This window comes from Pseudodonghicola sp., from assembly GCF_048268305.1.
In the GTDB taxonomy this organism is placed as follows: Bacteria; Pseudomonadota; Alphaproteobacteria; order Rhodobacterales; family Rhodobacteraceae; genus Pseudodonghicola.
The window spans coordinates 37,849-53,398 of the sequence record NZ_JBLWVT010000010.1 but is presented as its reverse complement, the minus strand read 5'-3'; the positions used below and the strand labels follow the sequence as shown (position 1 = coordinate 53,398).

The following is a 15,550-nucleotide window of genomic DNA, read 5'->3' as shown; positions in this document are numbered from 1 at the left end:
CGATGGGAAGACTGACAGGCAAGCGCGTCTGGATCACCGGCGGCGGCTCGGGCATCGGCGCCGGGGCGGCGGTTGAGCTGGCCCGCGCCGGGGCCGAGGTCGTGGTCTCCGGCCGCCGGATGGAGCCGTTGCAGGCGGTGGTCGAGCGGATCGAGGCCGAGGGGGGGAGGGCGCAGGCCCTTTCCCTCGACGTCGGCGATGCCACCGCCGTGGCCGCGGCGGCAGAGCGGATCGGCGCGGTCGATCTGCTGCTGGCGAACGCCGGTCTCAACGTGCCCAGGCGGGCGCTGTTCGACCTGAGTGCGGCGGATTGGCAAAAGGTCGTCGATGTGAACCTGAACGGCGTCTATTACCCGGTGCACGCGGTGCTGCCGGGGATGCGGGCGCGGGGCGGCGGCCAGATCATCCTGATCTCAAGCTGGGCGGGGCGGTACAACGGCCGGCTGACCGGGGCGGCCTATGGCGCTACCAAACGGGCGGTGATCGCGCTCAATGAGACGATCAACGACGAGGGCGGCGCCCATGGCATCCGCTCGACCGTGATCATGCCCGGCGAGGTGGCGACCGATATCCTCGACACCCGGCCCAACCCGCCCTCGGCCGAGACCCGGGCGCGGATGCTGCAGGTCGAGGATCTGGCGGCCACCGTGCGTTTCGTGGCGGAGATGCCGGCGCATGCCTGCATCAACGAAATCCTGATTTCGCCGACCTGGAACCGCTTTTATCAGGGATTTGACGAAATCTAGGGCAGGGGGCGCTTCGGCGCCCTCCGGGGTTGCCCTGCGGGATTGATCAATTAAGAAGGCTTTGTTCAATATTGGATGAAAAGCCTTCGGAGCCGCATGATGACCCTCCCCCTGCCTGAACAGGATATGGGGCCCGCGCAGAAATCGGGCCCCGATTACTCGGTTCCCCCGGTCGAGCGGGCCTTCCGGCTGCTGCGCCATATCGCGGCCGGCAACCATTGCCGCAACTCCAGCCAGACGGCGAAGGAGATTGGCATCAACCGCACCACGCTGATCCGTCTGCTGGCGACGCTGGAGGCGGAGCGGATGATCGAGGCGCTGCCCGATGCCGGCGGCTATCGGCTGGGCACCGGGGTGATCGCCCTAGCGACCCAGGCGCTGAATGAACGTGGCATCATCCCGACCGCGCGGCCGGTGCTGAAGGCGCTGGCGACCAAGCTGGGTCTGTCGGCGCATCTGGCGGTGCGCGAGGGGCGCGAGATCGTCTATCTCGCCCGCGAAACCCCGATGTCGCATCTGGCCAGTTCGGTTCGCGAAGGATCGCGCCTGCCGGCCCATGCCACCACCATCGGGCGTATCCTTCTGGCCGAGCTGACGCCGGCCGAGCTGCGCGAGTTGTACCAGGGCCAGGCGCTGGAGGCCTATTCCGACAAGACCCGCACCACGCTGGAAGAACTGCAGCGCCAGCTCGAGACCGACCGCGCCCGTGGCATGACCTGGAGCGTGGCGAACTTCGAACATGATATCGGTTCGGCGGCGGTGGCGGTGCACGACTATCAGGGCCGTGCCATCGCCGCGATCAATGTCACCGGCCACGCCAGCGTCTTCGCCGAGGACAGCCCCATCGTCGGCGAGATCGAGGCGGAGGTGAAGGCGGCCGCCCGGCAGATTTCCGAGGCGCTGGGCTATCGCGGCTGGTCGTCCGATCAGATGTAGCAGGGGGGAGGCGCCGCCGCGCATCGCGGGCGGCGCCGAAACTGCCTCAGACCTCGATCGGCTGCATCACCTCGGGTTCGATCACCGCCACTCCCGGCAGCGCGGCGACCAGCTTTTCGGCCGATTGCTCCAGCAGCGGGAAGGTGCGGTAATGCGCCGGGATCAGCGTCTTGAAGTTGAAATACCGCTTGGCGGCATAGGCGACCTTGTCCATGTCCATGGTGAAATAGCCGCCCGAGGACATAATGCCGATGTCGGGTTTGTAGTAATCCCCCATCCACTCCATATCCGCCATGATGTCGGTGTCGCCGCTGCAATAGAGCGTCTTGCCCTCGGCCCGGATCATATAGCCGGCCTCGGTGCCGCCGGCGCGCGGGCCGTCGGGGCTGGCGAGGGTCGAGGAATGTTCGGCATTGACCATCGACACCTTGGCGCCGGCCAGATCGACCGTGCCGCCCTTGTTGAAGCCGACGGTTTCCACTCCCTTGGTCTCGCCCCAATAGCTCATCAGATCGAATTGGCCGACGATCGGGATGCTGAGCTTTTTCGCCAGTTCCAGCACATCGGCGGCATGGTCGAAATGCGCATGGGTCAGCAGGATATGGGTCGCGCCGGTGATGGCGGCCTCGTGTTGGTCCTCGGGCAGCATCGGGTTGCCGGTGAACCAGGGATCGAGCAGCAGCACCGCGCCGCCGGCCTCGATCCGGAAGGAGCCGTGGCCGAGCCAGATGATCTTCATGGGATGTCCTCCTGAATGTCTCTCGACGATCAGACTAGCACGCTGGCCTGCGATGACCAGCCGGGCCGGTCTCAACCCAGGATGAAGAGCCAGAACCACACGGTCAGGATCGAGCTGCCGGTGGCGATCAGCACCGAGGAGGCGGCGACGCGCTTGGCCCGGCCGTACATATTGGCGAAGATATAGGCGTTGAACCCCGGCGCCATCGAGGCGTTGAGCACCCCCGAGCGGAACAGATCCTGCGGCAGGCCAAAGCCCTTGCCGAAGAGGAAGGTCAGCGCCGGATGCGCCATCAGCGACAGGGCGCAGACGAAGAGGATCGTCTTCATGTCGCCTTCGGGCTTGTATTGCACCAGCACGCCGCCGAGCGCGAAGAGCGCGCCGGGCAGGGCGGTGCGGGTGATCAGCGCCAGCGCCTGTTCGGCGGCCCCGAACAGATGCAGCCCGGTCAGGTTGACGATGAAGCCGAGCGCGATCGCCACGATCAGCACGTTGCTGAACATCGCCGTCAGCACCGCGCGGGCCATGTGCCTGCCGCCGCGACCGCGGCTGCGGATCGCCTCCATCGCGGTGATGCCGACGCCGTAGCAGAACGGCGAATGGAAGGCGATGATGGCATAGTTGCCGGTCAGGTTGTCGGGCCCATAGGCCCGTTCGGTGATCGGCAGGCCGAGCAGGACCGAGTTCGAGAACAGGCAGCAGAAGCCGATGGCGACGGCGTCCTCCCAATCGCGGTTGAACAGGAAGCGCGCCCCGAAGAGGCCGAGCAGGAAGCAGATCAGCGCGGCGGAATAGAAGCTGACCAGAAGACGCGGATCGAAGCTGGCCTTGAGATCGAGATGCGAGATCGCGCTGAACAGCAGGCAGGGCACCGCGAACCCTTGGGTGAACCGCAGGATGCCGTCGATATGCCCTTGGTTGAAATAGCCCGCCCGCGTCGCGGCATAGCCGGCGCCGATCACCAGGAAGACCGGCAGGATGACGTCGATCAGGCTTTGAAACATGGGCCCTGGTGCCTTTGACTGCTGCTGGAGGCCTTCGGTGAGAGTGTTCGGGCCAGGAGGAGGGTGGGGGCCTAGGTCAGATCGCCAGTGATCACCATGCCGTCGAAGGCGGGGGTGATATGGGCCGGGGTTTCGGAATCGAGCGTGGAATAATCGAGGTCGATGTGCATGTTCGTCAGCACCGCACGCTTGGCACCGACCCGCTCGATCCAGTCGAGCGACTGGCTCAGGTGCGAATGGGTCGGGTGCGGGGTATAACGCAGGGTGTCGAGGATCCAGCAGTCGAGATCCTGCAGTTCGCTCCAGGCATCGTCATAGATCTCGGCCACGTCGGGCAGATAGGCGATATCGCCGATCCGGAAGCCGAGCGCGTCGATCGAGCCATGGCCGACCCGGAACGGACGGAAGGGGATCGGGCCGCCGGGGCCGCTGACCTCGAACGGGCCGCTGATCGAACGCAGATCGAGGATCGGCGGATAGGGCGAGCCCTCGGGCTGTACAAAGGCATAGGCGAAGCGGTTGAGCAATGCGTTCTGGGTGTCGCCATCGGCCCAGACCGGGATTCGGGCGCGCATGTTGAAGACGATCATCCGCAGATCGTCGATGCCGTGGACATGATCGGCATGGGCATGGGTATAGATCACCCCGTCAAGCCGGCCGGTATCGGTGCCCAGAAGCTGGTCGCGCATGTCAGGGCCGGTGTCGATCAGCACCGAGGTGGTGCCCTCGGGCCCGTCGCGTTCGACCAGGATCGAGCAGCGCCGGCGCCGGTTGCGCGGGTTCAGCGGATCGCAGGCGCCCCAGTGGCCGCCCAGCCGCGGCACCCCGCCGGACGAGCCGCAGCCGAGGATGGTGATGCGCAGGTTGCTCATTCTGCCTCCTTGCGCCAGGTGGCGGCCTTGGAGAAGAGACGGTCGAAATTCTGCTGGGTCTGTGCCGCGAAGGCGGCATAGTCGAGGCCGAAGACCTCGGCCCCGACGCGGGCGGTCAGCGCGGAATAGGCCGGTTCGTTGCGCCTGCCGCGATGCGGCGGCGGCGCCAGATAGGGGCTGTCGGTCTCGACCAGGATGCGGTCGAGGGGGGCTGCCGCGAAGATGTCGCGCAGCTCCTTGCTTTTCGGGAAGGCGGCGATGCCGGACATCGACAGGTAGAATCCCAGATCGAGCATCGCCTTGCCCAGCTCCGCCGAGGAGGAGAAACAATGCATCACGCAGGAATAGGCGCCCTTGCGGTATTCCTCGGTCAGGATGCGGGCCATGTCGTCATCGGCGTCGCGGGCGTGGATGATCAGCGGCAGCCCGGTTTCGCGCGCGGCGGTGACATGGACGCGCAGGCTTTGCTGCTGCACCGCAGCCGACTCCGGGGTGTAGTGGTAATCGAGCCCGGTTTCGCCCAGGCCCACGAATTTCGGATGCTGGGCGAGGGCGATGAGTTCGTCGACCGTGGCCATCGGTTCCTCGGCAGCGCTCATCGGATGGGTGCCGGCGGCGAAGAAGACCGGATCATGCGCCTCGGCAAGGGCGCGGACGCGGGGTTCGTGCTTCAGCCTGGTGCAGATCGTCACCATGCGGGTCACGCCTGCTTCGGCGGCGCGCGCGATCACCGCGTCGACCTCTCCGTCGAAATCGGCGAAATCCAGGTGGCAATGGCTGTCGGTGATTTCCGGTTGGGCTTGGTCGGTCATCGTCTTCCGGTCAGTTGTCGCGCCGCGCGGTGCTCTCCCGGGGCGGCCTGGTGCCGGAGCGGGCGTTCGGGCGGGGATCAGCCCGCGGCGGTCTTTTGCATCTTGAAAACCGTATCTAGGACAAGCGCGGCGGGGTCAAGGTTGACCGCCTTGCCATGGCGGCTGCGGGCGGTGATCTCGGCCGCCGCATCGGCCCAGGCGCGTGCGCTATGGGCATTCGGTGCCAGCCGGGTCAGGGTTTCGGCCTCGCCTCGCGCGGCCTCGGGCTGCGGCGGCTGGCCGGCGGCGCCGGTGCGGGCGAGGCGGGCCAGCGCGGTGTCGATCAGGTCGAGCAGCAGGTCGAAGCGGTCGCCTGCGCCGCGTTGCGCGGCGGTTTCGGCCAGGGCGAGGGCGCGCGGCCGATCCAGCCGGGGCAGGGTCGCCAGCAGCGCGATCAGCTCGGCATAGAGGTCGAGCCCGCCGAGCGCGGTCAGCCGCAGTGCCGCGCCGACCGATCCGGCGGCGAGCGCGGTCAGGTGACCGGCATTGCCGGGCATCGCCACGCCGGCCTGTTCCAGCGCCCGGCCCATGTCCGCGGGGGACAGCGGCGACAGGCGCAGGGTGCGGCAGCGCGAGCGGATCGTCGGCAACAGCCCCGAGGGGCGATGCGAGATCAGCAGCAGCGTGGTGCGCGCCGGCGGCTCCTCCAGCATCTTCAGCAGCGCATTGGCGGCGTTCACGTTCATCTCGTCGGCGCAATCGACAATCACCACCCGGCGGCCGCCGTCGGTGGCCGAGAGGCCGAAGAAGCGGTTCAGCACCCGCACGTCATCGACGACGATCTCGTCGCGCAGCCGGCCGGTCTTGTCGTTGACGCTGCGGGTGATGGTGATCAGCCCGGGGTCGGAGCCCGCCAACAGGCGATGCGCCACCGGATGTTCCGGGTCGATGTCGAGCGTTATGGGCGCTGGCGGCGCGCTGAAGAGCCCATCGTCTTCGGCCGGCGGAGTGGCCAGCAGGAAACGCGCGATGCGCCAGGCCAGCGTTGCCTTGCCGACGCCGCGCGGGCCGGTCAGCAGCCAGCCGTGATGCAGCCGGCCGGAATTATAGGCGGTCAGGAAGGCCTGTTCGGCAGCGTCTTGACCGAAAAGGGTGGGGGTTTCGCGCGGGTGCGGGGCGCCGGGAACCTGATCGGCGGCGGGGGCGGCGTCGCTCATGCCAGCTCGCGCTCCACCGCTGCCAAGACATCGGCGGTGACGGCCTCCATCGGCCGGCCGCCGTCAATGACGCGAAAGCGGGCGGGGAATTCCCCGGCCAGCGCCAGAAAACCAGCACGCATCCGGCGTTGCAGCTCGATGCCCATATCCTCGAACCGTTCCTCGTGCCCCTTGCGCCCCCTGGCGCGGGAGAGGCCGAGTTCCGGGTCCATGTCGATCAATAGCGTCAGATCGGGTTCGCGGCCGATCATCAGGCCGTGAAGCTGGTCGACCAGCGCCCTGAGATCGCCGCGCGACAGGCCCTGATACATCCGGGTGCTGTCGGCGAAGCGGTCGCAGACCACCACCTGGCCGGCGGCCAGCGCCGGGGCGATCGTGCGTTCCAGATGGTCGCGCCGGGCGGCGGTGAACAGCAGGATTTCGGTTTCCGCCGACCAGCGGTCGGGGTCTCCCTCCAGCACCAGACGGCGGATTTCCTCCGCCCCGGGCGATCCGCCGGGTTCGCGGGTCAGCACCACCTCGCGGCCACGTGCGCGCAGCGCCTCGGCCAAAAGCCGCGCCTGGGTCGATTTGCCGGAGCCGTCGATGCCCTCAAAGGTAATGAACCGACCCGATGAGGTCACATCGCCCCCTCGGGACCATTGATCACCCGCCCGAACAGGACTTTGACGGCGGTCTGCACCCGTACCAGAAAGCCCCCGGTCGGCACGTCATTCGCCGCCACCAGCGGCCGGCGGATTTCGCCCATGCCCTCGGGGGTGAAGACCAGATCGGCCAGTTTCTGGCCCTTGGTGATCGGCGCATGGACCGGGCCGGTATAGACCACCTCGGCCTGCACATCGTCCGAGGACATCGCTGGCAGCAGCAGGGTCAGGTCACCCTCGGGCACCAGATCTACCGTCGGCTCGCGTCCCATCCAAACTTTGGCCTGGGCGACGGGGGTGCCGTCATGGACGAGGGTTTTCTTGGCAAATTGGCGAAAGGACCAGTTGACGATCGCCTCCGCCTCATCGGCGCGGGCTTCCTTGCTGGGCAGGCCGGAGACCACGAAGATCACCCGCCGGTCGCCCTGCTTGGCCGAGCCGACAAGACCATAACCCGCCTCTTCGGTGTGGCCGGTCTTCAGCCCGTCGGCGCCGATCCCGAGGCTCAGCAGCGGGTTGCGGTTCTGGGTGTTCGATGGCGCGCGGCCGTCGAAATTGAAACGGGTTTCCGAGAACAGCGGGTAATATTGGGGGAAATCGTTGATGATGTGCTGCGCCAGAATCGCCAGGTCATGCACCGACATCAGATGGCCGGGGGCCGGCCAGCCGTTGGAATTGGCGAAGGTCGACTGCGTCATGCCCAACTGCTTGGCCCGCTGGGTCATGTAGCGGGCAAAGCCCGCCTCGGTGCCATCGGGGCTCAGCGCCTCGGCGATCACCGCGCAGGCATCGTTGCCGGAGAGCACGATGATGCCCTGCAGCAGATCCTCGACCTTCACCCGGTCGGTGGTATCGAGGAACATGGTGGAGCCGCCATAGCTCATCGCGTGCTGCGATACCGGCAGCCGTTCGTCCAGTGTCAGCCGACCGTCGCGCAGCGCTTCGAAAGCGACATAGAGCGTCATCAGTTTCGACATCGAGGCCGGCGGGATCGCCTCATCCGCGTTCTTGGCCAGGAGCACCGTGTCGGTTGTCTGGTCCAGGATATAGGCGGCGCGCGCCCGGGTGTCGAAGGCCGAGGCCGGCAGGGCCCAGAGCAGGGCCGAGAAAGCCAGGGCGCTCAGGCGCAGGGCGCGGCGGGCGGTTTGAGCGGCGGGGCGGAGATCAGTTCGAGACGGCATAGGCATCCGAGAATCCTGTTTCCTTCACTTCCTTCAGCAGGCTGTTGAGTTCGGATTTAGTGCGCGCCGGGCCGACGACGACCCGCCAGAACTGTTTTCCGTTCAACTCCTGCTCGAGCACGGTGGGCTTCATGCTGGCATTGCGCATCTGGCCGGCGGTGCGTTCGGCATTGGCTTTGACGCTGAAGATGCCCAGCTGGACATAGGGCTTGGGCAACGACGACTTCGGCGTGCCGGCTTTCGGGGCGGCCTTCGACGCGGCAGGCTTGGTTTCGGCCGGCTTGGCTGCGACGCTCGCCGTGGGGGCGGGGGTCAGGCTGCTGGCCTCGACCTCTGCCGGCGCCTCGGGGCTGGTGGCGGTGCCCTCGTCCTCGGCGGGCGTCAGCGCCTCGCGGCGCAGCGCGGTCACGTTCAGCTCGACCGGCGCGCCGGCCAGCATCCCCAGCGCCTCGGCCGCGTCGGACGAGGCCTGGATGCGCGGCCCGGGGATGGCACGTTCGCGTCGGAACAGGGCGCCGATGACGAACTTGCCGTTCGCGGTGTTGCGGATGATCACCCGTTCGGGATCCTTGACGTCGGGATGCGCCACCCAGACGCCGCCGAGCGAGGGGCGTCCATCCCAAAGCCCGGTCTCGGTCACCTGGAAGACCTCGGGCGCCTCGACGTCGCGGGCGACCAGCTTGGTGCGCGAGCTTTGCGCCGGGGCGGATTGTTCGCTCTTGGCGCCGGGTTTCAGGAAACCGGGCATTTTCGGGCCCTCTTCGCAGGCGGCCAGCAGGGCCATGGCACTGCATAGCATGGCTAGCCGCGCCGGACGCCCGACCGCATGAAGCGGGCGCCGGAGTCTGGGATTTGCTCGATTCATCTTCACGTTCCTTGCCTGTCGGCGGCGGGTTCGATCCCGCGCCCCTGCGCCCAAGCCCTTATGCTCATGCCGGTTGACCCGGTCCTGCCACCGCACGACCCCGACGCGGAGGGCTGCCCCTCCGCCGCCTGAACGGGATCCCCAAACCCCGACTTGCACACGGACGCCGCGCGGCGATTGGCGCGATCATAACGTGAGGGCGCGGGCATGGAAAGCAGGAGGGCCGGTCGTCGGCAGAAAATCCCCGGTTTCCACTTGCCTGAGCCTGCGACGCGCCTTACACCGGCTCGCGCCGGGGAGGTGGCAGAGTGGTCGAATGCGGCGGTCTTGAAAACCGTTGAGCGTGAGAGCGTTCCCAGGGTTCGAATCCCTGTCTCCCCGCCACTTCAGTCCCATAGTGGGCACGCCGATTCCAGCCGATTTCCCCCTAGAGACCGAAGCAAGTGTTCGCAGCAGCGTTCCCTTCGATCGGCTCTGATGCTGTAACCGCCCCCGACGGCATCTGTGTGCCAAGGTGGGTCTGCAACGATCCAGAAAGGAGAGCGGTCATGTCGGAGATTATCACGGTCGGGCTCGATCTGGCGAAGAATGTGTTTCAGGCTCACGGGGCCGAGGCTGCGGGCCGGGCGGTGCTGCGCAAGAAGCTGAGAAGAGATCAGGTCCTGGCATTCTTCGGACTGAGCTACTCCCGGATCGTTGGACAGGATCTGGCGTAAATTAAGCTACTCGCTGCACTTGCTGATCGGGTTGGTTGATATCATTTCTCTGCCAATAGACCACCGCGGGTGGCTTGCCGCCCAAGGCTGAGTGAGGGCGCTGGTGGTTGTAGAAGGTCACCCATTTCCGGATGGCCACCTTGGTCTCCGATCCTGTCTTCCAGGCATGCAGGTAGACGCACTCGTATTTCAGCGTGCGCCCAGCCTCTCGATGAAGATGTTGTCGAGATCGATATCCGGACGCCCGATCGACGGAGCCGATCCGTCCAGGCAAAGGACGTGAACTGGGATCCTTGATCGGTATTCATGATCTCGGGCGGCCCGAACTTGTGGATGGCCTCGGTCAGCGCTTCGACACAGAAGTCGGCCTCCAGTGTGTTCGAGATCCGCCAGGACAGAACCTTGCGGGTGAACCAGTCCATGATGGCGACCAGGTAGAGGAAGCCCCGGCGCATCGGCAAATAGGTGATATCGGCGCACCAGACCTGGTTGGGCCTATCGACCCGCAGCCCACCAAGCAGGTAGGGGTAAGGTCTTGTGCCCCTTGGCGGGCTTGCTGGTGTTGGGCATCTGGTAGATCAGCATCGTTTCGGGGCTTATGCGGCGCCACTGGCGCCACGGTCCCCTTCACCATGAGCCGCATCAGCCGCCGGATACGCTTCTGGTTCACAGGATGACCCTCGTTCTGCAGGTGCCAGGTCATCCACTGGCCGGCAGGGCATTGCGGAGCAATGTCCCGAGAGGCTGCCGGACACCGTAGAACGGGGTTTCCAGGAACTGCCGGTCGATCAGCTGCATGACGCCAGGTTCATCTCGGTCTCGCCCTGCGACGCGTAGTAAAACGACGAGCGCGAGATCGACAGCAGGCGGCATTGCGCCCCAATCGACAGCGTGGGGTGGTGACGTTCGATCATCCCGCGCCTCACTTGCCGGTCCAGGGCTTGAGCTTTCGTGACAAAAAATCGTTGGCGACAGCCAGTTCCCCGATCTTGGCGTGCAGCGACCGCACCGTCTCCTCGTCGACCTCAGCCTTCTTCTTTCCGCCGCGCTCGAAGATGTCCGACGCCTCCTCGAGCAGCGCGCTCGCCATTGGGCTCGAACCAATGGCGCACAATGGCTCGCTCCACTGGTGGATCATCGTCGGATGCACGCCGTATTCCGCGGCCAGCTCCGACACGGTGCGATCGCCCTTCACGGCTTCCAGCGCCACGCGAGCCTTGAAGCCCGCATCGTGGTTCCTGCGTTTCGACATGTTCTGATCTCCTCGTTCTTGGAGACCAGCAGACGTCAGATCGTAGCTTCCGTCACTGTCCGATTTTCGGGGAGGTGCTCAGGTTTCAGGAAGCGCGAAGACCATCGCGAACGCCGGCTATGTTGGCGGCTGTGGACACGGCGTCGGCGTCTTCCGGATCTGGCGGCTCCCGACCCAATTGGTGTCCTTCACGGGAAGGCTACCGACGGCGGATTACGCCAAAATCCACCGCCGATGGCTCGCCTCCCGCCCAGCCCTATGAGCGGGTGACTTCAAAGTTAAGCGGTTGAGGCTAGTCCGCAGCTGTCATGGAGTAATCTATGGCAGCAAGGTCCGACAGCAAGTCAGCGCCGGTCGGATTCCATCCAAGCCTCTCGCGGGTCCAAGTGCTTGCCCCAATCATGTCGAGCCCGGCGAAAGGTGCCATCCAGCCGAGGTACAGTTCGACCTCCTCGGCGCTGATCGAGCGAACCGGCAGACCAGTGCCTCTTCCGATCGCCTCGGCAATAGCACGTGCGCTAACGCCTTCCTCCACTGACGCATGATACCTTGCGCCTGGCTCACCCTTTTCCAGTGCGAGAACATAAAGCTTGGCAACGTCGCTTACATGCGCTGCAGCCCAGCGGCATTCCCTCTCTCCGAGATACGCCACCGCTCCGGCTCGTCGCGCCTCGGCGATGAGCGGCGTGATCAAGCCGGCCTTGACCTTGTCATGCACCTGCGGAAGCCGGATTGTGCGCACGTCGATGCGTCGCGCAATCAGCGCCGTACCGGCAAGCTCGGTTGCGATGCGAGGATTGGCGTGACGTGGATTGAGTATGTCTTCGGTCGCCAAGCCGCCATTTAACGGCGTGCCGATGCCGATACCAGAGGTGATCAGGATGGGCTTCTGCGTCCCCTCCAACTCTGCGCCGATCGCGGCAATATTGCGCTCGTCCTTCTTCGTATTGTCGAAAAAGGTCTCGAAATTATGGTCGAACGCGCAGTGGATCACCGCATCAGCGGCCGCCGCACCGCTGGCGAGCGTATCGGGTCGTTCTAGATCGCCGCGATGGACGTCGACACCAGCGGCCTCGAGCTGACGGGCGCCCGCGTCGGAACGGGTGAGGCCGAGCACCTCATGCCCAGCGTCCAAAAGTTCGGGAATGATGTGCGAGCCGATGAAGCCCGTCGCCCCGGTCAGGAATACGCGCATGATACTTCTCCTAATGACAAAGGCAGAGTATCGGAGCTAGATTTAACCTGTTAAAGTAGTGACATTATCATGGTATAATTTGCAACAGGATCGCTCATGATGAATGACGGGACTAACCGGCTTGGCACCTATCTTCGTGATCGGCGCGCTCGGCTTGATCCGGTGACTTTTGGTTTCGACGTCGGTCGCAGACGTACCCCCGGTCTGCGGCGCGAAGAGGTCGCGAGCCGGGCGAACATCAGTCCGACCTGGTACACCTGGCTGGAGCAAGGTCGCGGCGGTGCTCCTTCCGCAGATGTGCTGGATAGGATCGCCAAGGGACTGATGCTGACCGAACCTGAGCGCGAACATCTGTACATGCTGGGCCTCGGTCGTCCGCCCGAAGCGCGTTATCAGCCTGTCGACGAGATCACCCCGCGATTGCAGCGCGTGCTCGATGGAATGGCGTTCAGTCCCGCGATCATCAAGAACGCCATCTGGGATGTACTCGGTTGGAACCGCGCTGCAGCCGCGCTGCTTACGGACTATTCGCAGTTGCCGTCGGACCAGCGCAACATCTTGCGGCTGATGTTCACGAACGGTAGTGGCCGCAACCGGAATGAGGACTGGGAAAGCGTTGCGCGGTTCGTGGTCGGAGCCTTTCGGGCTGACATGGCGAGGGCTGGCGCACAGGACAGCATGGATGCTGCCAGGCTCGTAGAGGAACTGAGCAGGTTGAGCCCGGAATTCAAAGCGCTGTGGCAGGATAATGACGTCATCGCTCACAGCGAAGGCGTGAAACGGATTCGCCATCCGTCGGCAGGGCTTGTGAAACTCGAATTTTCGTCTTTCGCCGTCGAAGGCAGGCCGGAACTCGGGATGATCGTCTACAATCCGGCTACCCAAACAGATGCGGAAAAAGTTCGTGCGCTCGTGTATGCCTCCCAGGGGTAACTATCGCACAAGGCCGTCGTTGGAGCGGTGTTCCGGCAAGGACCGCTTTGTCCCAACGATGGTCGATCGTCCCCGCCGAGATATCCGTGAACGAACGGCAAGTTTCGATGGCATGACCCGTCCCCAGGAACGCCAGCTTTGTCGGCGGCTGTGGACACGGCGTCGGCGTCTTCCGGATCTGGCGGCTCCCGACCCAATCTCTGTCGATCGCTGAACACTACTGAAACGTCGGCTCACGACAGAAACGCTCGTTCGCGAGCAGGATGGCGATTCTCTAAATTGCGCGTTGTCTGCGCTGTTCATGACAGCTTTCACGACGACGCAGTGCGAAAACCTTCCGGGGTCATCCCTGCCCAACTGCGAAAGGCACGGTAGAAAGAGTTCGGCTCGTCGAAGCCTAGCAAGAAGGAAATTTCGGCAATCGGCATCCTCGTCTTGCGGAGATAATGCCGCGCCAGTGCGTTGCGAGTGCCTCTCAAAATCTCCTGAAAGCTGGTGCCCTCGGCTTCGATCCGCCGCTGGAGGCTGCGCTTGCTCAAGCCTAGCTTCGAGGCGATCGCGTCCATGCCGATCAACCCGCTCGGCAAGCCTTCGAGCAGAACTGCGTGGACTCGCTCCGCTGTTTTCACATCTGCGTCCAGATCGGCAAGTCGCTGTCGCAAGTCCGGCTCGAACATCGACCACATCGCGTCGTTCGAGGTCAGGAACGGCATTGCTGCATCGCGCGCATCAAAAACCACCCGATGGCTGCTAGCCCGACGGATACGAATTCCGAGAAATTCCTCATATGGTGCCAGCGGCCCCGGCACGGCACCGATCGAGAACTCAATCGGTCGGATCGTCTCCCGTGTTCCCATCCGCGCCAGTTGAACGGTGAACAGAAGTTCCATCATCACGAGCGACTGCGGCGGCGTCCACGGCGCATCCAACCAGCTGAACTCCGCCGTCACCCGGTCGGGCTCTTGCGCCACGCCGAGCCGGACAGGCCCGATCAGCGCCTTGTATTTTGCAATGCGCTGCAAGGCCACCAGCAGGTTCGGGCTGCACAGCGCCGCGAAAAGGGGCGGCAAGAACGATTCCGCTCTCACACCGGTGCACAAACGCAGGGGCAACAATGGATCGGCCAAGGCGTCCTCGATACTCGTCCATAGCCTGTAGTAGTCTTCGGAAGGCAGGCGCACAGACGGCTGTGTCAGCAAATCATCCGATAGCCCCGCCCGGCGCAGCACATCGGCGGGGCGCAGGCCAAGATCGACCAATAGCGTGCGCCATGTCGTATCGAGCGCGTAAAGCGGATGTGGCGTAGTCGCCATCGATGCACCTGAATTATTTTGCGTAGCTTAAGCCGGCAATCGTTCCCGGTGAAGGCCTCAGGTTGCCAGGTTGAACGTCGCGCGCATGGCGGCGAAGAATGTTTCGTCATCGGTTGCCTGCCGCGCCGTGATCTGCTGGACGGCGTCGTCACCAGCGGCATAACGCAACCGGTCGCTGTGATCGGTCGTGGCGTGATAGGCGATTTCTGCGATACGCTCGGGCGTCGAGCCCTGCGCCATGGCCGGGCCCATCACATCAAGCACACGCTGGATCAGCGGCTGATATTCCGCAATTGCCGGATCATTGCTGAAATCAAGTGAGCGTCCGCCAAAGTCAGTCTGCATCCCGCCCGGCTCGATCAGCTTCACGCGGACGCCGAGCGGGGCCATCTCGTACATCAGCGCTTCCGTCAGCCCTTCGACGGCGAATTTGCTCCCATGGTACAGCGTACCGAGCGGGAAGGCGAGCCGCCCGCCAACCGAGGCGACATTGACGATTGTACCGCCATGCAGGGCGCGGAAATGCGGGATCAGCGCTTGCGTCGTCGCCAGCAGCCCCAGTACGTTGACCTCGAATTGGCGCCGAATCTTGTCGGCAGGCGTCACTTCCAGAGGGCCATAGGCGCCGTAGCCGGCATTGTTCACCAGCGCGTCGATCCGTCCGAACCGCGCGATGCCGGCCTGGACCGCAGCGTCGATTGAAGCGGTATCCTGAACGTCGAGGCGCGTCACCAGAACATTGTCGAGCGCGTTGAGCGCTCTTTCTTGATCGGGCGAGCGCATGGTGGCGACGACGTTCCAGCCTTGGGCATGGAATTGCATGGCAGTTGCGCGACCGAGGCCGCTCGAGGTGCCGGTGATGAGGATTGTCTGTGCCATGTTCGCTTCCTTTCTGACGTGATGAGCGAACATCTGGCCTGTGGCGGTCAATTGCGCAGTCGCAGAGGACGCCATTGCGCTATCCGATCGCGACAGCTAGCGGATCAGAGGATTTATGAACGGGCCAACGGGGGCAGCCTTCAACGGTCATCTCGGGTCAGGAATCGTGGTTATGCCTCGTCAGACAAAACGCCGGCGGTCCTTTCGCGGCCCGGATTCGGGTGTCGAAACGGGATTTGCCGAGCGATAGCGAGCGTCCGCCTCTGC

The 15,550-nt window shown here is 64.7% G+C and carries 16 protein-coding genes, 1 tRNA gene and 2 pseudogenes; 5 read left to right on the top strand and 14 right to left on the bottom strand.

Annotated features, from left to right (window positions below; genetic code table 11):
- Window positions 1–2 precede the first annotated feature (2 nt).
- Both ACN0V4_RS18390 and ACN0V4_RS18385 read left to right on the top strand, forming a co-directional pair.
- Window positions 3–746, top strand: a complete 744-nt coding sequence (locus tag ACN0V4_RS18390) for an SDR family oxidoreductase (RefSeq protein ID WP_417678803.1) — start codon at window positions 3–5, stop codon at window positions 744–746.
- Window positions 747–845: 99 nt separating this feature from the next.
- A complete protein-coding gene (locus ACN0V4_RS18385; protein WP_417678801.1) occupies window positions 846–1,682 on the top strand; it encodes an IclR family transcriptional regulator in 837 nt (278 codons plus the stop codon).
- A gap of 46 nt (window positions 1,683–1,728) precedes the next feature.
- On the opposite strand, the gene ACN0V4_RS18380 is transcribed toward ACN0V4_RS18385, so the two are convergent.
- The 8 genes from ACN0V4_RS18380 to ACN0V4_RS18345 all read right to left on the bottom strand — a co-directional run bounded on the left by ACN0V4_RS18380 (window position 1,729) and on the right by ACN0V4_RS18345 (window position 8,995).
- Window positions 1,729–2,421, bottom strand: a complete 693-nt coding sequence (locus ACN0V4_RS18380) for a metal-dependent hydrolase (RefSeq protein WP_417678799.1) — start codon at window positions 2,419–2,421, stop codon at window positions 1,729–1,731.
- Between the two features lie 71 nt (window positions 2,422–2,492).
- Window positions 2,493–3,425, bottom strand: a complete 933-nt coding sequence (locus ACN0V4_RS18375) for an AEC family transporter (protein WP_417678798.1) — start codon at window positions 3,423–3,425, stop codon at window positions 2,493–2,495.
- 71 nt (window positions 3,426–3,496) lie between these two features.
- Window positions 3,497–4,297, bottom strand: coding sequence for an MBL fold metallo-hydrolase (locus ACN0V4_RS18370; RefSeq protein WP_417678796.1), 801 nt, complete (start codon window positions 4,295–4,297; stop codon window positions 3,497–3,499).
- Window positions 4,294–5,109 carry a TatD family hydrolase gene (locus ACN0V4_RS18365; RefSeq protein WP_417678794.1) on the bottom strand — a complete coding sequence of 272 codons (816 nt, stop codon included), beginning with the start codon at window positions 5,107–5,109 and terminating at the stop codon, window positions 4,294–4,296. The genes ACN0V4_RS18370 and ACN0V4_RS18365 overlap by 4 nt, the downstream gene beginning before the upstream one ends.
- A gap of 77 nt (window positions 5,110–5,186) precedes the next feature.
- Complete coding sequence (locus tag ACN0V4_RS18360) at window positions 5,187–6,305, bottom strand: DNA polymerase III subunit delta' (RefSeq protein ID WP_417678792.1); 1,119 nt, start codon at window positions 6,303–6,305, stop codon at window positions 5,187–5,189.
- Entirely contained in the window at window positions 6,302–6,928 is a 627-nt protein-coding gene (gene tmk / locus ACN0V4_RS18355) for a dTMP kinase (RefSeq protein WP_417678790.1), read from the bottom strand. The genes ACN0V4_RS18360 and tmk overlap by 4 nt, the downstream gene beginning before the upstream one ends.
- Window positions 6,925–8,130, bottom strand: a complete 1,206-nt coding sequence (locus tag ACN0V4_RS18350) for a D-alanyl-D-alanine carboxypeptidase family protein (RefSeq protein ID WP_417679012.1) — start codon at window positions 8,128–8,130, stop codon at window positions 6,925–6,927. Before ACN0V4_RS18350 ends, tmk begins: the two co-directional genes overlap by 4 nt.
- Window positions 8,114–8,995, bottom strand: coding sequence for an SPOR domain-containing protein (locus ACN0V4_RS18345; protein WP_417678788.1), 882 nt, complete (start codon window positions 8,993–8,995; stop codon window positions 8,114–8,116). The genes ACN0V4_RS18350 and ACN0V4_RS18345 overlap by 17 nt, the downstream gene beginning before the upstream one ends.
- A gap of 294 nt (window positions 8,996–9,289) precedes the next feature.
- Here ACN0V4_RS18345 and ACN0V4_RS18340 point away from each other — a divergent pair.
- Together ACN0V4_RS18340 and ACN0V4_RS18335 are read left to right on the top strand one after the other, a co-directional pair.
- A tRNA-Ser gene (locus ACN0V4_RS18340) sits at window positions 9,290–9,379 on the top strand.
- 164 nt (window positions 9,380–9,543) lie between these two features.
- Window positions 9,544–9,672: pseudogene (locus ACN0V4_RS18335) on the top strand (IS110 family transposase); the annotation flags it as partial.
- A gap of 40 nt (window positions 9,673–9,712) precedes the next feature.
- Here the strand turns inward: ACN0V4_RS18335 and ACN0V4_RS18330 are convergent.
- From ACN0V4_RS18330 to ACN0V4_RS18315, 4 genes and pseudogenes are all read right to left on the bottom strand, one after another.
- Window positions 9,713–10,491, bottom strand: a pseudogene (locus ACN0V4_RS18330) (IS3 family transposase); the annotation flags it as partial.
- Window positions 10,492–10,499: 8 nt separating this feature from the next.
- Window positions 10,500–10,625 carry a hypothetical protein gene (locus tag ACN0V4_RS18325; RefSeq protein ID WP_417678786.1) on the bottom strand — a complete coding sequence of 42 codons (126 nt, stop codon included), beginning with the start codon at window positions 10,623–10,625 and terminating at the stop codon, window positions 10,500–10,502.
- Window positions 10,626–10,633: 8 nt separating this feature from the next.
- A complete protein-coding gene (locus ACN0V4_RS18320) occupies window positions 10,634–10,963 on the bottom strand; it encodes a transposase (RefSeq protein WP_417678785.1) in 330 nt (109 codons plus the stop codon).
- Between the two features lie 292 nt (window positions 10,964–11,255).
- Window positions 11,256–12,158 carry an SDR family oxidoreductase gene (locus ACN0V4_RS18315; protein WP_417678783.1) on the bottom strand — a complete coding sequence of 301 codons (903 nt, stop codon included), beginning with the start codon at window positions 12,156–12,158 and terminating at the stop codon, window positions 11,256–11,258.
- A gap of 99 nt (window positions 12,159–12,257) precedes the next feature.
- Between ACN0V4_RS18315 and ACN0V4_RS18310 the strand changes: the two genes are divergently transcribed.
- Window positions 12,258–13,091: a helix-turn-helix transcriptional regulator gene (locus tag ACN0V4_RS18310; RefSeq protein WP_417678781.1), complete on the top strand. Its 834-nt coding sequence runs from the start codon at window positions 12,258–12,260 to the stop codon at window positions 13,089–13,091.
- A 311-nt stretch (window positions 13,092–13,402) separates the two neighbouring features.
- On the opposite strand, the gene ACN0V4_RS18305 is transcribed toward ACN0V4_RS18310, so the two are convergent.
- Both ACN0V4_RS18305 and ACN0V4_RS18300 read right to left on the bottom strand, forming a co-directional pair.
- A complete protein-coding gene (locus ACN0V4_RS18305; protein ID WP_417678779.1) occupies window positions 13,403–14,404 on the bottom strand; it encodes an AraC family transcriptional regulator ligand-binding domain-containing protein in 1,002 nt (333 codons plus the stop codon).
- Between the two features lie 57 nt (window positions 14,405–14,461).
- Window positions 14,462–15,283, bottom strand: coding sequence for an SDR family oxidoreductase (locus ACN0V4_RS18300; protein ID WP_417678777.1), 822 nt, complete (start codon window positions 15,281–15,283; stop codon window positions 14,462–14,464).
- Between the last annotated feature and the right edge of the window lie 267 nt (window positions 15,284–15,550).

Bases quoted from the DNA above. Each gene is read 5' to 3' on its own strand.
- ACN0V4_RS18300 (WP_417678777.1), bottom strand. From the start codon at position 15,283: ATGGCACAGACAATCCTCATCACCGGCACCTCGAGCGGCCTCGGTCGC.
- ACN0V4_RS18380 (WP_417678799.1), bottom strand. From the start codon at position 2,421: ATGAAGATCATCTGGCTCGGCCACGGCTCCTTCCGGATCGAGGCCGGC.
- ACN0V4_RS18345 (WP_417678788.1), bottom strand. From the start codon at position 8,995: ATGAATCGAGCAAATCCCAGACTCCGGCGCCCGCTTCATGCGGTCGGG.
- ACN0V4_RS18360 (WP_417678792.1), bottom strand. From the start codon at position 6,305: ATGAGCGACGCCGCCCCCGCCGCCGATCAGGTTCCCGGCGCCCCGCAC.
- ACN0V4_RS18375 (WP_417678798.1), bottom strand. From the start codon at position 3,425: ATGTTTCAAAGCCTGATCGACGTCATCCTGCCGGTCTTCCTGGTGATC.
- ACN0V4_RS18390 (WP_417678803.1), top strand. From the start codon at position 3: ATGGGAAGACTGACAGGCAAGCGCGTCTGGATCACCGGCGGCGGCTCG.
- ACN0V4_RS18370 (WP_417678796.1), bottom strand. From the start codon at position 4,297: ATGAGCAACCTGCGCATCACCATCCTCGGCTGCGGCTCGTCCGGCGGG.
- ACN0V4_RS18320 (WP_417678785.1), bottom strand. From the start codon at position 10,963: ATGTCGAAACGCAGGAACCACGATGCGGGCTTCAAGGCTCGCGTGGCG.
- ACN0V4_RS18385 (WP_417678801.1), top strand. From the start codon at position 846: ATGACCCTCCCCCTGCCTGAACAGGATATGGGGCCCGCGCAGAAATCG.
- ACN0V4_RS18365 (WP_417678794.1), bottom strand. From the start codon at position 5,109: ATGACCGACCAAGCCCAACCGGAAATCACCGACAGCCATTGCCACCTG.
- ACN0V4_RS18315 (WP_417678783.1), bottom strand. From the start codon at position 12,158: ATGCGCGTATTCCTGACCGGGGCGACGGGCTTCATCGGCTCGCACATC.
- ACN0V4_RS18310 (WP_417678781.1), top strand. From the start codon at position 12,258: ATGAATGACGGGACTAACCGGCTTGGCACCTATCTTCGTGATCGGCGC.
- ACN0V4_RS18350 (WP_417679012.1), bottom strand. From the start codon at position 8,130: ATGCCGTCTCGAACTGATCTCCGCCCCGCCGCTCAAACCGCCCGCCGC.
- ACN0V4_RS18325 (WP_417678786.1), bottom strand. From the start codon at position 10,625: ATGATCGAACGTCACCACCCCACGCTGTCGATTGGGGCGCAATGCCGC.
- ACN0V4_RS18305 (WP_417678779.1), bottom strand. From the start codon at position 14,404: ATGGCGACTACGCCACATCCGCTTTACGCGCTCGATACGACATGGCGC.